A 12,913-nucleotide genomic window follows, 5' to 3' on the forward strand; every position below is an offset into this window, starting at 1 on the left:
TACTTTTAATTAAATTTTTCTATACAACCCGACAACTTTACCTACTAGGCGGCAATCTTCTGTCAGTTTAATAATTTGCTCAGGCCAATCTGGATTAAGTGGCTGAAGGTACTTATCGCTGCCTTCAATAATTAGCTTTTTAAACGTAGCCTCACTCTCACCACAGCAGGCAATAATCACTAAATCATCGGTATGTAAGTCGAAAGTTTGAATATCAGGATTTACATAGATACGATCACCTGGCTTAAAGTCAGGCTTCATGGAATTTCCAACCACTACTAAACCATATCCATTTTTTCCACATTCTCTTATTGGCGGAAGATATTCATCCACTTCAACATCTTTAAGCACGGTTTCAATAGGGTCAAATGAACCAGCAGCTACCCATGAAATAACAGGTACAGGAAAACCTTCCATAGGAATTTTTTGAGATAGATCGATATTGTTATCAAGTTTCTGATCACTTGATGCATCAAGCATTCCATACTTAGGATCACCGGCTAACCAGTGGGGATTCACACCTAAAAATTGAGCAGCTTTAGCATTTTTAAAGCTATCAAGCGACTTTGTTTTTCCATTAATCCATTGGCCTACCGCAGCTACAGATGCTTCGCAATACTTAGCCATGGCCGCTCTGTCCAGTTTCTTAAGTTTATTCTTGGACAAAAAATGAGATATGGCCTGATTGATCCGATCCTCAAGAGTACTCATATTAAAATTCACTTTAAATTTAAAGCCAGCTTACAACAATATTAATAAAGCTTGCTTGCAAAAATATATTAAAGTACACTTTAATAATAAAGCATACTTTCGAGATTGAACATGAGAGTACTCATCAAAACCAGTGACGCTCTTGATCATTTTAAAAATGCATCACGCCTAGCTGAAGAAATTGGCATCACTCCCCAAGCGATTAATCAATGGGGTGAATACATCCCAGATCCTTCTGTTGGAAAAATCATGGCTGTTATACCAGGGATTTCCTACAAGATTGTTAGAGAAGTACCCACGCCATCGCGATTAACCGCTTAAATTAATTATTAAGCATTTGATTTTAATTAAATACGTTCGAAGGAAGGGAAAATGAACATAACAGATGCAGCGTACAACACAGTTCGTGACTACCCAGGTGGTTCAGCCTCATTAGCTCCACGTATGGGAATCAAAAGCCCCGCTGTTCTAAACAGCAAGATCAACCCAAATACTGAAACTCACCATCTAACACTTGCTGAGGCTTCTAAATTGATGGCTTTGACTGGTGACTTTCGTATTTTGCAAGCATTAGCTGCTGAGCATGAAAAGGTTGCAATTAACCTTCCCGAAATCCCTGAATGCCGCGATATGGCGCTTACAGATAAGGTTTTGTGCGTCGGGATGCGTGGCGGGGATGTGATGAGTACGTTTCGCGAGATTATGGCTGACGGCCGCATCACTCCAGGTGAAGTGCGTGATATGTCAAAAGTAATTCACCAAATGCACGTTGTTTTGGCTGAGCTGGATAAACAAGTCCAGGCTTGTATCAATAACCCAGAAACAGAAAAAGCCTGACGGTCGAGGTCAGGCTTTTCGGTGTTTAAATCGTTGGAGATCCAAACAATGAATATGTTAACACAAGGAAATTTTAACATAAACGAAGTAACAATGTCATCACCTGAGATTGTTGATTTCATTAATAAATTTCGCAAAGAGACTGCCACTGTAGAGAAGCCATATAAAGAACTTCGTCATGATGACTTTATGCGGAAAGTCCCAGGTGTTTTAGGGGATAATCACGCTCCGAAATTTATCGGAACGCAAAACTACGGCAACAACAACACGCGACATATCTACAACTTCCCAAAACGCGAAGCCTGCTTGATGGCTATGTCATATAGCTATGAGTTACAGGCTCGAGTTTTTGACCGCATGACTTCGATGGAAGACGCGCTTAAGGCTAAAAATAGTTTTGACATCACCAATCCTGCACATCTACTTCAAGCAATCGAAGTCCAAGCCAAGCTCAACATTGAGTTAAGTGAAAAAGTAGCAGTACTTGCACCTAAGGCTGAAGCATTAGAAGTCATTGCTGATACATCCAATACTTATTGCCTGCGTGAATGTGCCAAAACAATCGGTATTAAAGAATCAGACCTAATCAAGCTATTGATTGACAGAAAGTGGGTTTACCGCGACTCGGATCGCAAGCTTCAACCACATGCCCAGTATGTCATTAATGGCGTATTCACCAACCGTACATCACCAGTAATCACAAATCGCAACGATGGCAAGGAGCGTGTGTTCTTGCACATGCGTGTCACTGCTTTTGGCCTGACTCGTATTACAGGCCTAGTCAATAAGATGCGTAAAGCACAGCAGGTGGCAGCATGAGCATAACTTTAGAAGATGTTCTTGGCTTCATATCTTCATCTAGTGGTTCTGACTTAAATACGATTGCCGATGAAATGAAAGAAAGCGGCTTTGAGTATGAATGTCTTGAATGTGAGACCCATGAATGTGAAGAGCATGAATGTCATCACGATGAAGAAATGACTGAAGTGAAAAATGAGTTTATTCATTATTTAGTTGAGCGGAACAATCAATTTGGCTTAGACGACATGCTTGATGAGCTAAAGCGTGAAGGTCAGAGCATTGGTGCATACCTCAAAGTGGAAGAAAAGTTATGAATTATTACCAACATCATATAGGGGATTTCAACAATGCAACTCGCCATTTGAGCTTGGTTGAGCGTGCGATCTACCGAGATCTTCTAGATATGTATTACGACACTGAAAAGCCAATTGATGCATCCAATTTGGAGCGTTTGGCTCGCCGTTTGCAATGTACAACTGAAGACCAGACAGCTGCTTTGAAATATGTTCTTGATGAGTTTTTTACTCTTGAGGATGGGGTTTATATCAACAATCGTTGTGAACGTGAAATCGCTGAATATCACGGTAAGCGCAAACAGGCTAGTGATGCTGGAAAAGCATCTGCTAAAAAACGCGCAGAGAAAAAGCAACGGAACTCTGATGGTGGTTCATCAAATGATGATCATTCGAATAGCAGAAGTTCAACAGACGTTGAAGGTCAGTTAAATGAGAATCCAACGACCGTTGAAGCAGCGTTGAACGGAAATTTAACGGACGTGCAACCAACCATAAACCATAAACCATTAACCAATAACCATGAACCAATAACCAGTATTTATAGTAGTGGTAGTAGTAATGCGTGCGAAGAAAAAATTTCTTTTCCACCGATTCAATTTTCTCAATATCAAGCTGAGGATCACAAACGCTATTCGATTCTTGAATGCGTACATGTATATCCAATTCACTACGATTTCATAGAACTTGGAAAGCAGCGTAATCCTGGTCTACCAGAACAAGATCTGATTGCTATGTTTACAAACTTTGGTGATTTCTTCTCAGCTAAGTCTGATAGCAAAAATACACCAAGCTTATGGCTGGTGAAATGGTTTACCTGGATTCAAAACAACAAAGACGAAGTACGCCGTCTACGTGAAGCCAAGAAATCTGCACCGGCTGCCAAACCTTCTGGATACCAAAGCCGAGCAGCACGTGAAGCACAGGAGTGGTTTGCTGAATTAGGTCAACCTGAAGAACAAGCCATAATTGATATCCATGCGGTTGAGGGGGTGGGCCATGCATAACCAGATCTCAAATCAAGTGAATGGACCTGATCAACAAGTTCGCAAATTTGGCGAAGAAGATGCCCGTTTACTGATCAAGGAAATGATTGAGCTACACGGCAAAAAATTTACTGATCAATGGGCCGGTCAGACTAAAGGGCAAGTGGTTGCCAAGTTTGCTCAGAAACTTTCTGTGCTGACTTATGAGCAATTCTTGCGAGGTCTTAAGCGACTGGACACGGCAAGCTGGCCACCATCGATTCCAGAATTTAAAGACTGGTGTTTAGGTGGGTATGAATATCAGACCGCTGATGAGGCATGGTTACAGGCTCTTAATTTTGAGAAAGAAAACCGCTCTGCTCGAATCAATCACCTAGCTAAAGCAGCTTATGACGCTGTAGTGGGTCCATATGGGATGCTAAAAACCACTGATACCGTACACAACGTATTTTGCAGTGTGTACAAACGACTCGTTACTGAAGCTAAAGAACGTGGTGAGCCTGATGGCGTGTTGGATGCTGTGATGCAGATTGAAAGCAAAGCTGAGGAGGATCATAACCCGGTACCAAATGAAGTGGCAAAGCAAGCGCTTGAAGAACTTAAAAAACGCATGAATGTAAAAAACCGTCATGTGCCGAAACCTCAACGTCTCCAGTGCCAGCCGACTGCAATAACTGATCCTTGGCCAGATCCTTTTGAAAATCCTGAGTCGTACTTGGAAAAATGCGAGATGGATGGGGTGAAGGTGCCTAAGGTTATTCGTGAGCAATTGGGAGGTCACTGATCATGTCAAAAGAATATGACTTTCAAACCATGGATTGGTGCCCATCGATGCACGCTGTAACCCAAGGCGAGAAAATGATTCGTGTATTGCGCCAAATGATGGCTAAACGGGGCAAAACAAGTGTTTCTGATGTGATGGTACTGATGGAGGGTAATCGTCGCACTGTGCAGCGTTATTTAGGCCAGTTGGAGCAGGCCGGATATATCCAGAGAGATGGTGCAACGCCTGCAGGTTTTACCGTAACTGAAAAGACTAAGCAGATTTTCACAGTGAAGGTGGCGGCGTGAAGGACCTTAACAAAACATTGATGTTTATTTTCATGGCAATTGGCGCCGTCGTTTTGAGGATGTGGTGTGAATGACCAGCTACTCAATCGCTGAATACAAGAAGATGGTGAAAGCCACCAGACCAAAAGTGCGCTCCAAGCGTCCTAAGGTGAAAGGCGAAAAAGTACCGAATGAGTTTGAGGCGAAACTGGCCCGAGAACTAAAGACTTTAAAAATTGAGTTTGAGCAGGAATTTAAATTTCACCCTGATCGTAAGTGGAAAGCAGATTTTCACTTAGTAGACAAAAAGATATTGGTTGAGGTTGAAGGTGGGATCTGGAGTGGTGGAAGACATACCAGAGGCAAGGGGTATATCGGGGACATGGAAAAATATAACGCCGCAACAATGATGGGTTTTCAGGTAATACGGTTTAGTACAGATCAAGTGAAGTCAGGTCACGCGATCCAGCAAATAGAGAAGATGGTAGGGGAATAGGGATGAATGCGATGGTTAAGGTTCAAAATATTATGCAGGCGGTTGATTGGGGTAAATACTCACTAGAGGAATGGCTTTATCAATTTGGGGCTTGGATGAATAGCGTGGCTGGGACATGCGGCAAGAGCATCAATCCTATTGCTGTTGCTATGGATGAGGCGGTTGTAAAGCAGCGCAAGTTTAAGTTGGGTGTGAGAAAGACTCGTCAAATTATTGCTGATTCAATGCTGTCAGAGGAAAAGCCGAAATTATCCAGAGTTGGGGTGGTTTGTGAGATTGATGATAATGAAGCTCGGGCAGTCCAGCGCTTAATTCTGGATATGCAGGGTCAAAGTGAAATCATGGATGAGTGGATGGATGCGATTATCTGCCGTTATTTTTATGGGAATTCGTGGTCGCAGATGGTGAAATGGGAGATGAATCCAGTGGGCGACATGGTGAAAATGTATTCAGAAAATGATGCTCGTGCTGATGTGAAGTGCGGTTTGGCTGCATTGCACTGTCGTTATAAGTTCATTGAATATAAATAATGATTAGGGATTGACCTTGTACAAGGGTAATGCTAAATTCGTGTTATAGTGGTGCGAAGTGTAAGTAAGTCGCACTACTGATAGAAGGCTCATCGAAAGGTGGGCTTTTTTGACATTATTTATTCATAAAATTAAGTGATAATGCCTTTTTGTTTTTGAGCTCTAATTGAAATGGCGATTTTAACTGTTAAAAAACTAGAAGATACTCTCGGTAAATTAGTGGCTGAAGGCAAAAAGCCTGAAAAGATTTTATTAGGCTATAAAGCATATGGCGAGCTAATGAATGATCGTAGCTTTTTTGAGGAAGTGGCTGGCTCGGCAATGGATCCAAACAAACGAAAATATAAAAATATTAAAATTAAGGTCACTCAAGACGAATACCAGTTTGAAGTGAAGGGTTCAAAAGAATAGGTTTAAGCATCAAGGAAAGCTCGCCAAATGGTGGGCTTTTTTATTGCCCTGAGAAATATTAGTGTAATCACACCAAGTTAAAATGCTTGATCATTGCTTGATTAACCAGGAAGGAATCTTGCTTAGTTCGACAAAATTACTGACATTATTTTGGAAATAAATATCATAAATTTATGTTTTATAAGTGAAAATAACTGACATTTCTTGCGACATGATTGCTTGATTGCCCAGGAGTAAAATCATGCTTAGATTACTGATGTGTTTATTCGGCCTACACGGTGCGACTGAGATCGATTACACGGTTGATGATGAAGAAATCAAGGTGTGTCGGGATTGTTTAAAAGAAGTTGAATAGCAATCACCCAAGCAAAGAGCTGTTTCATAAAGCTGTAATATTTAAGCAATATAGTTGCTCTGCAAAAGAAGAAAGACGTTGTGACGCAAGTCAAGCCCGTTTAATTGGAGAGAGTTAAACGGGTTTTTTATTGAAATATATTGCTATTTTCCTTTTGTCGAACATATTGCGACTCAAACCCCGTCATTAATTTGTCGGGGTTTTTCTTTTCTTATTGGTGATTACATGACAGATAAAGTACAAGCGAAACAAGACTTAGAATTTTGCAGTACTGAGCTGTCTAAGTATCAGAATCTCAGCAGATCTGGATTGACGCGTCATCAAATGATAGTAATCGATGAAATTATAATTAAGCTGAAAGAACGCATTAATAATTTACGGTTCACTTTGTATGGATGAAAAGGCTTATAAACTTTTCACCCAAAAAATCCCGCCAAAAAAGAAATCGCGTGTCAGACCCCTACCCAAAGCTGGTGAAAAATACTTAGAAGCATTCGATCGATTAAAAGAAATCTTGGATCGGGTGGAAATCAAATACGAAGAATATTTTCATTTTAAAAGTACTAAGCACTGGCGTTTCGATTTGCACCTGGTTGGCTATCTCACATTAATTGAAATTGCTGGTGGGCCTTGGTCTGGTGGCCGAAAAGGTAAGTTGGCCACAAAAGCTTGGAGTATGGATCGCTATGACCATGCTGAAGAAATGGGTTATCGATATCACCGCTTTGAAGTTAATGACATCAATATGGGCCGTGCAACGGCATGGCTGAGAAATTTAAAGGCATCTTATGGAACAGTTCAGACCATTCCCGCCGACGGAGCTGATTGATCAGGCCGAGGAAGAGGAAGCCATTCGTTTGGCACCTGCACCAGAGCTCAAGGAATGGGTTGTTAAAAACTGGCTCACTCTCGGCGGTGAACTTCATAACCCGGATCATGATCATATTGCTGAATTACTGCATGACAATGAAGAGTTCCTTGCATTCGCATGGGCTTCATCTGCCGCCATAGCGAAAAAACGTATGGTGCTGGGGCAATGTGAAAAGGTCATGTTTAACCAGGGTGGCTGGAAGAAAGCACGCCAGGAACAACAGATGCGGGATTGGTTCGGCTTTGTACCTCAATATCTGATTACTGTGGATGCTGCTTTCTGTGAGCAAGCCTCAGATCGTGAGTTTTGTCGACTGATTGAACATGAGCTTTATCACATCGGTGTTGAGCGTGATGAAGATGGCGAAATCATTTATAGCGACCATACTGGCTTACCTAAGCATTATTTGGCTGGCCATGACGTTGAAGTGTTCTTTGGTGAGACTAAACGGTGGGGTGCTGATGAGTCTGTTAAAAGACTTCTAGAAATTGCCAAGAATGCGCCGTTTGTATCTGAAACGAATATTGCAGCATGTTGTGGGAACTGTGTCATCGGTTAATTTTTTTGCCCACTTTCCTTGATGTACCTTGATGGATGGTGATTTATGGCAAGACTTAAAAAACACGAAAAAGTATTTATAGTTCGAGCACTTGCCCAGTTTATGACCCCCACTCAAGTAGTAGAAGACATCAAGGTAAAATTAGGAGTTGATGTTTCCCCACAACAAGTGGAGACATATGATCCTACCAAAGTTGCAGGTGCTGACTTATCACAGGAATTTGTAGATCTATTTAATGAAGCACGTAAGCAATACATTGCCCAGCCGATCTATAACATTGAAGGTGCTAACGATATTGTTCAGTTGAAAATTCTCAGTGATCTATTGGTGAATAAAAAAAGCAATGTGGTTTCAGCAATTAAATTAATTGATCAGATGCAAAAAATTGTTAAAGGTCACTATGAAAAGAAAATAGAGATTACTGGTAAAGACGGCGAACCTCTTCAAACAACAGTTGTTCATGCTACCCAAGCACAGGTTGAAGCTGCAGTAAAGAAGGCCCAAGAGGAATATTAAATGGATCTGCAAACACAGGTTGAAAAGAAGCTGTGTGAAGATGAGCATTTATATTTCACCCGGCGATTCTTTAAGCCCCGTATGGGTTTTAAATTTACGGTGAACTGGCACCATGTTTACATCTCATGGATTATTGATCAGGTGATTGCTGGTGAGATTGCAAACGTGGTTATCAACGTTCCACCAGGGGCCGGAAAAACTGAACTGACCACCAACCTAATTCCACGTGGCTTAGCGTTAAATGCCCGGTCACGGTTTTTGTATTTGTCCTTCTCTCAATCACTGGTAGAAGGCGTATCGGATACGGCGCGTGACATTGTAAAGTCGAAAGACTATCGCCAAATGTGGGATTTAACAGTTTCCAATAGTACTGACTCCAAGAAAGAATGGAAGATTACGGTTGAGGACTATGACGTTGGCCATGTGTATGTGGCTTCTATGGGTGGACAGGTCACTGGACGACGGGCAGGAACACTCGCAGATGATGGATTTACTGGCTGTATCATCATTGATGATCCGTTAAAGCCCGAAGATGCTTTCAGTAAGATCAAGCGGGATGCAGCGAATCGGAAGCTACTGAACACGGTGAACTCCCGTAAAGCTAAGTCTGATACACCGATCATCATGATCATGCAGCGTCTTCACACTGAGGATCCAACCAATTTCGTCATGACAGGCAATTTACCTGGTGAATGGAGCCAAGTATCTATTCCGGCACTGATTGATGATAAGTACATTGCAACACTGCCAGAGCATATTCAAAAGCTGGTACCGCAAGATGCTGAGCGTGATGAGCAGGGTCGCCAAAGTTACTGGCCAAAGAAAGAATCATTGCAATCCTTACTGCAGCTTGAAAAGGGTGGTAAGGATAAAGAGGGCGCGACGGTATCACGCTATACATTCTCAAGTCAGTACATGCAGCAGCCTAAAAAGCTGGGTGGTGATTTGATTAAGTCTGAATGGTTTGGATTCTATAAAGAGCACCCAGAGCTTCAGTGGCGCGCCGTCCTTGTCGATACAGCGCAGAAAACCAAAGAGCACAATGACTACTCTGTATTCCTGCTGGTGGGCATGGGGATAGATGGAAAGCTGTACTTGCTTGACCTCTTACGTGGCAAATGGGAAGCACCGGAACTAAACCGCCAGGCTAAGGCATTTCTGGATAAGCACAAAGAATACACCTGGCATACCAAGCCTATCCGCTACATGAAAGTAGAAGACAAGGCATCTGGTACCCAGTTGATCCAAACACTAGGAACTTACTCCGGTGTTGCTGTGATTCCCGTCCAGCGTAATACAGACAAGCTATCCCGGTTTATGGATGTACAGGTTCATCTTGAAGCGAACTATAAGGACAAGCCTGATGACCGGTTTGTATTGGTACCTAAAGATGCACCATGGGTCGGTGAGTTCTTTGAAGAGTGTGAAGCATTCAATGCGGCATTCACTCACGATCATGATGACCAAGTAGATACACTTATTGATGCGATTGAAGATGCAGTGATTGCAATTAATTACAGCCCACCAGCGGCTTAAGGTTTTATTTATGGCTAAGAAAAGTAAAAAGTCTGAAAATAGTAAGCCCGAATCTGGTGCCCTCTATTCTCATGAGGCAGAGCAGGCCTTAATCAGTTATCTGACAAAAATGCCGGATGGCGATGAAGTACTTCGGAAAGCTGGTGTTACGCGCCCGCGCTTAAAAGTCATGATGTATGACGATGAGATTTATCAGGCAATTGAAAAACGCCAGGATAAACTTGAAAGTGCGCCGTGGCGAATAGAGCCGATAGACCGCCCAGAGTCAAAAATCATCATGGAGCATTTGCGCGAGTGGTGGTCTGAGATTTTGTTGGGTACCCAGAATGCCCGTTGGTATGGATATTCAGTCTTAGAGGCGATTTATACTAAGCCGGAAGAGCCGAGCCTACATATTGACGGCGATACCATTACGCCTTTTATTGGTTTTAAATGGATTGGTGAAAAGCCAATGCAGTGGTATGAGCCTAAAAATGATGGTCGCCTGATGTTGCTGGCTAACTACAACACGACTCGACAAGATCAAGAAGTAGATCAGCGCTTCAAACACTTTTTGACACGTTGTAAATCTACTTATGAGAATCCATTGGGTGAGGCTCTTTTAAGTCGACTGTACTGGGTCTGGTTCTTCAAAACGTCTGGCTTTAAGTTCTGGGCCAAGTTTGTTGAAAAGTTTGGCTTACCAATGCTGGTTGGTAAAACTGCCGGCAAGACGACAGATATGCGTGATGCACTACTTAGAGCACATGCCAGTTCGGTTATTGCCTTAAGTGGCACAGATTCGGTGGAGATTCAAACTGCTAATACTAATGGCAATGCTTCCCAGACATTTGAAGTCTTTGATAAGAACCTTGAACGCCGTATTCAAAAAGTTATCCTTGGCCAGACTTTGACAAGTGGTACCGACGGCGCAGGTTCGCGAGCTTTAGGTGATGTGCATTTAGAAGTACAGAACTCGAAGTATAAAGCCGACGTACGAATGATCATGCCAACGATCCAAGCCATTATTAACGCACTATGTGATATCAATGGCTGGGAACGTCACCGGGTCATCATTGGTGAAGAAAAGTCACTGGAAGAACCTAAAGCGGATCGTGATGTGAAGTTAAAAAATGCAGGTGCAGTCTTAACGCCACAATACTTTAAGCGTGAGTACGGGCTTGAAGATGGCGATGTGATTGAACAGAACCAGATTGGCTTCAATCAATTCACCGCTTTACCCCGTCAGGCATTTAACTTTAAGGCCTCAGCCAACAAGCTCTCACCAGAGCAGCAGGAAGTTGAAGAATTAACTGATGGCCAAGGCGAATTGCAGCTACTGAAACCGGATCAGGTCAAGGAGTTGGTATTCAAGTCTGATAGCCCTGAAAGCTTGGCTTATAACTTGATGCAGTTAATACCTGGTGCAACTCAGACACAGTTTACGGCCAATCTGGATCAGGCTTTGTATGCTGCGGATGTGTTGGGATGTGTGACGGCTCAAGGTGGGAAGTAGTTATGGAAATAGCACAACAAAATGAGCTATTCATTAAATCATATGAATACGTTTATGGGCGAAAACCACATTCGGAGTTTAGGACGCCGCCTTGGAAATTTGTAGTCAAGCATGGATTTTCCAACTCAAGCGACGAGATTGAAGATAAAAAGTTTTATAAGCATTCACATAATGTCTGGCTGATGTTTCAGTACGGCATGAACGCAGAAAAAAACTTGACTTCATTGGGGAGTGTCTATGCAACCAGTCACATTCCTTGAAGCGCTTCGGTACGCTCATAGCAAAAAGATCGTGCTGCCTGATGAGTTTTATTCGATGGATCTAAAGACCCGGCAGATGGCAACCACGGTTAGCTTTCTATCGAGTCTTGAACAGATTGAGACGGTCATTAAGGTAGTGAATAAATCTATTGCTGACGGCGGTACTTTTAAAGACTTTCAGAAGCTAATTGAAGAATCTGAAATCATTCTGCCAAAGCACTACCTGGATAATGTATTTCGTACCAACATCCAGAGTGCGTACGGTCATGGGCGGTGGCAACAACAGCAACGAAATAAGGCTAAGCGCTCGTACCTAATGTACTCAGCGATCAATGATAGTCGCGTACGTCCTGCTCATTTAGCCTTGAATCGGATTGTGTTGCCGATCGATCACCCGTTTTGGCTGACACACTATCCGCCATTAGGATTCCGCTGCCGTTGTACAGTGATCGCCTTAACCGAGAAGCAGGCATTGAAATACGGCATTACGCCTGACGATAAGTTGCCTGAAGTGGCTGAGGCCTTAGATTGGTCATCACACCCATTGCAGTTCGGTGAACTTGAAACATTGGTAGATAAAAAGATTAGTGCTTCAAGTCTTGATAAAGAATATCTACTCGAGCAAAAGGAAGTCATTAAGGCTGAATGGACGGCGAGTAAAAAGCTCACCAGTCTGTTTGCTCCGATGGATGATAAGACTCGGGATCTATTCGATACGGTGGCCAATACAGTAATACCACTTGATCCAAGCATTCGACCAAGTGCGATTCGCACCTTCTTGGACTATGTACAGGGAAATGATGCCGCACTGACTGGCTATTTAAACTCTGCTACAAGCTCTCTGGCTGATGATGTACTTAAGCGCTGGCTGAGTACGGACATGGCAGCGATTCAAGCTGTGGCAAGTAATACGGCTTCAACCGTAGTGGGTGTTGCAACGCTTCAACAGGTAGCGGCTTATCAGGTAGGGCAAACAGTTCAATTGAATGCGCCGTTGCTGATGGCTGATACAGCTTCAGATATCGTGATTAAGATTGAGAATGCGAAAGGCTTGGGTGTTGATCTGGATATGTTGAATGCAGGCAACGGCGTTTTGATACCAATGGGATTGTCTTTTGAGGTAGTTTCGATTGAAGCGATTAAAGGGCAGATGGTTTATACACTTAAGCCTTTATTGAACTAATTTAAAAATGAATATGACCGCCT

The 12,913-nt window shown here is 42.6% G+C and carries 18 protein-coding genes; 17 read left to right on the forward strand and 1 reads right to left on the reverse strand.

From position 1 onward, the window contains the following. Positions 1–9 precede the first annotated feature (9 nt). The gene (locus F955_RS09390; RefSeq protein WP_016807135.1) at positions 10–711 is read right to left on the reverse strand and encodes a S24 family peptidase; all 702 of its coding nucleotides are present in this window, start codon (positions 709–711) and stop codon (positions 10–12) included. A 111-nt stretch (positions 712–822) separates the two neighbouring features. Between F955_RS09390 and F955_RS09395 the strand changes: the two genes are divergently transcribed. The 17 genes from F955_RS09395 (at position 823) to F955_RS09475 (ending at position 12,890) form a co-directional block, all read left to right on the forward strand. Further along, positions 823–1,032 carry a Cro/CI family transcriptional regulator gene (locus F955_RS09395; RefSeq protein WP_004893824.1) on the forward strand — a complete coding sequence of 70 codons (210 nt, stop codon included), beginning with the start codon at positions 823–825 and terminating at the stop codon, positions 1,030–1,032. A 51-nt stretch (positions 1,033–1,083) separates the two neighbouring features. Further along, on the forward strand, positions 1,084–1,548 hold the full coding sequence (locus tag F955_RS09400) for a phage regulatory CII family protein (RefSeq protein WP_004646421.1): 465 nt from the start codon (positions 1,084–1,086) through the stop codon (positions 1,546–1,548). 48 nt (positions 1,549–1,596) lie between these two features. After that, complete coding sequence (locus F955_RS09405) at positions 1,597–2,367, forward strand: phage antirepressor KilAC domain-containing protein (RefSeq protein WP_004893826.1); 771 nt, start codon at positions 1,597–1,599, stop codon at positions 2,365–2,367. Beyond that, the gene (locus F955_RS09410) at positions 2,364–2,663 is read left to right on the forward strand and encodes a hypothetical protein (RefSeq protein ID WP_004893828.1); all 300 of its coding nucleotides are present in this window, start codon (positions 2,364–2,366) and stop codon (positions 2,661–2,663) included. The genes F955_RS09405 and F955_RS09410 overlap by 4 nt, the downstream gene beginning before the upstream one ends. Beyond that, positions 2,660–3,649: a YdaU family protein gene (locus tag F955_RS09415; protein WP_004893833.1), complete on the forward strand. Its 990-nt coding sequence runs from the start codon at positions 2,660–2,662 to the stop codon at positions 3,647–3,649. Before F955_RS09410 ends, F955_RS09415 begins: the two co-directional genes overlap by 4 nt. Continuing rightward, positions 3,642–4,412, forward strand: a complete 771-nt coding sequence (locus F955_RS09420; protein ID WP_004893837.1) for a hypothetical protein — start codon at positions 3,642–3,644, stop codon at positions 4,410–4,412. The genes F955_RS09415 and F955_RS09420 overlap by 8 nt, the downstream gene beginning before the upstream one ends. Before the next feature lie 47 nt (positions 4,413–4,459). Further along, entirely contained in the window at positions 4,460–4,699 is a 240-nt protein-coding gene (locus F955_RS09425; RefSeq protein ID WP_228127682.1) for a helix-turn-helix domain-containing protein, read from the forward strand. A 70-nt stretch (positions 4,700–4,769) separates the two neighbouring features. Further along, positions 4,770–5,174: a DUF559 domain-containing protein gene (locus tag F955_RS09430; protein ID WP_004893842.1), complete on the forward strand. Its 405-nt coding sequence runs from the start codon at positions 4,770–4,772 to the stop codon at positions 5,172–5,174. A 2-nt stretch (positions 5,175–5,176) separates the two neighbouring features. Continuing rightward, the gene (locus F955_RS09435) at positions 5,177–5,704 is read left to right on the forward strand and encodes a hypothetical protein (RefSeq protein WP_004893846.1); all 528 of its coding nucleotides are present in this window, start codon (positions 5,177–5,179) and stop codon (positions 5,702–5,704) included. A gap of 171 nt (positions 5,705–5,875) precedes the next feature. Then, positions 5,876–6,115 carry a hypothetical protein gene (locus tag F955_RS09440; RefSeq protein WP_004893848.1) on the forward strand — a complete coding sequence of 80 codons (240 nt, stop codon included), beginning with the start codon at positions 5,876–5,878 and terminating at the stop codon, positions 6,113–6,115. A gap of 746 nt (positions 6,116–6,861) precedes the next feature. Continuing rightward, positions 6,862–7,299, forward strand: coding sequence for a hypothetical protein (locus tag F955_RS09445; protein ID WP_004893853.1), 438 nt, complete (start codon positions 6,862–6,864; stop codon positions 7,297–7,299). Continuing rightward, the gene (locus F955_RS09450) at positions 7,259–7,900 is read left to right on the forward strand and encodes a putative metallopeptidase (RefSeq protein ID WP_004893855.1); all 642 of its coding nucleotides are present in this window, start codon (positions 7,259–7,261) and stop codon (positions 7,898–7,900) included. The genes F955_RS09445 and F955_RS09450 overlap by 41 nt, the downstream gene beginning before the upstream one ends. A 45-nt stretch (positions 7,901–7,945) precedes the next feature. Then, complete coding sequence (locus tag F955_RS09455; protein ID WP_004893857.1) at positions 7,946–8,416, forward strand: DUF2280 domain-containing protein; 471 nt, start codon at positions 7,946–7,948, stop codon at positions 8,414–8,416. After that, on the forward strand, positions 8,417–9,952 hold the full coding sequence (terL, locus tag F955_RS09460; RefSeq protein ID WP_004893858.1) for a phage terminase large subunit: 1,536 nt from the start codon (positions 8,417–8,419) through the stop codon (positions 9,950–9,952). It begins immediately after the preceding gene. A 10-nt stretch (positions 9,953–9,962) separates the two neighbouring features. Beyond that, positions 9,963–11,447 (forward strand): phage portal protein family protein, encoded by a 1,485-nt coding sequence (locus F955_RS09465; protein WP_004893860.1) that lies wholly within the window; start codon positions 9,963–9,965, stop codon positions 11,445–11,447. Between the two features lie 2 nt (positions 11,448–11,449). Continuing rightward, the gene (locus tag F955_RS16770) at positions 11,450–11,707 is read left to right on the forward strand and encodes a hypothetical protein (RefSeq protein ID WP_004893862.1); all 258 of its coding nucleotides are present in this window, start codon (positions 11,450–11,452) and stop codon (positions 11,705–11,707) included. After that, positions 11,685–12,890 carry a phage head morphogenesis protein gene (locus F955_RS09475; protein WP_004893863.1) on the forward strand — a complete coding sequence of 402 codons (1,206 nt, stop codon included), beginning with the start codon at positions 11,685–11,687 and terminating at the stop codon, positions 12,888–12,890. The genes F955_RS16770 and F955_RS09475 overlap by 23 nt, the downstream gene beginning before the upstream one ends. Positions 12,891–12,913: the final 23 nt, after the last annotated feature.

It is taken from the genome of Acinetobacter schindleri CIP 107287 (genome assembly GCF_000368625.1).
GTDB classification, from domain to species: domain Bacteria; phylum Pseudomonadota; class Gammaproteobacteria; order Pseudomonadales; family Moraxellaceae; genus Acinetobacter; species Acinetobacter schindleri.

Coding starts and splice junctions, on each gene's coding strand:
- F955_RS09390 (WP_016807135.1), bottom strand. CDS start 711: ATGAGTACTCTTGAGGATCGGATCAATCAGGCCATATCTCATTTTTTG.
- F955_RS09395 (WP_004893824.1), top strand. CDS start 823: ATGAGAGTACTCATCAAAACCAGTGACGCTCTTGATCATTTTAAAAAT.
- F955_RS09400 (WP_004646421.1), top strand. CDS start 1,084: ATGAACATAACAGATGCAGCGTACAACACAGTTCGTGACTACCCAGGT.
- F955_RS09405 (WP_004893826.1), top strand. CDS start 1,597: ATGAATATGTTAACACAAGGAAATTTTAACATAAACGAAGTAACAATG.
- F955_RS09410 (WP_004893828.1), top strand. CDS start 2,364: ATGAGCATAACTTTAGAAGATGTTCTTGGCTTCATATCTTCATCTAGT.
- F955_RS09415 (WP_004893833.1), top strand. CDS start 2,660: ATGAATTATTACCAACATCATATAGGGGATTTCAACAATGCAACTCGC.
- F955_RS09420 (WP_004893837.1), top strand. CDS start 3,642: ATGCATAACCAGATCTCAAATCAAGTGAATGGACCTGATCAACAAGTT.
- F955_RS09425 (WP_228127682.1), top strand. CDS start 4,460: ATGCACGCTGTAACCCAAGGCGAGAAAATGATTCGTGTATTGCGCCAA.
- F955_RS09430 (WP_004893842.1), top strand. CDS start 4,770: ATGACCAGCTACTCAATCGCTGAATACAAGAAGATGGTGAAAGCCACC.
- F955_RS09435 (WP_004893846.1), top strand. CDS start 5,177: ATGAATGCGATGGTTAAGGTTCAAAATATTATGCAGGCGGTTGATTGG.
- F955_RS09440 (WP_004893848.1), top strand. CDS start 5,876: ATGGCGATTTTAACTGTTAAAAAACTAGAAGATACTCTCGGTAAATTA.
- F955_RS09445 (WP_004893853.1), top strand. CDS start 6,862: ATGGATGAAAAGGCTTATAAACTTTTCACCCAAAAAATCCCGCCAAAA.
- F955_RS09450 (WP_004893855.1), top strand. CDS start 7,259: ATGGAACAGTTCAGACCATTCCCGCCGACGGAGCTGATTGATCAGGCC.
- F955_RS09455 (WP_004893857.1), top strand. CDS start 7,946: ATGGCAAGACTTAAAAAACACGAAAAAGTATTTATAGTTCGAGCACTT.
- terL (WP_004893858.1), top strand. CDS start 8,417: ATGGATCTGCAAACACAGGTTGAAAAGAAGCTGTGTGAAGATGAGCAT.
- F955_RS09465 (WP_004893860.1), top strand. CDS start 9,963: ATGGCTAAGAAAAGTAAAAAGTCTGAAAATAGTAAGCCCGAATCTGGT.
- F955_RS16770 (WP_004893862.1), top strand. CDS start 11,450: ATGGAAATAGCACAACAAAATGAGCTATTCATTAAATCATATGAATAC.
- F955_RS09475 (WP_004893863.1), top strand. CDS start 11,685: ATGCAACCAGTCACATTCCTTGAAGCGCTTCGGTACGCTCATAGCAAA.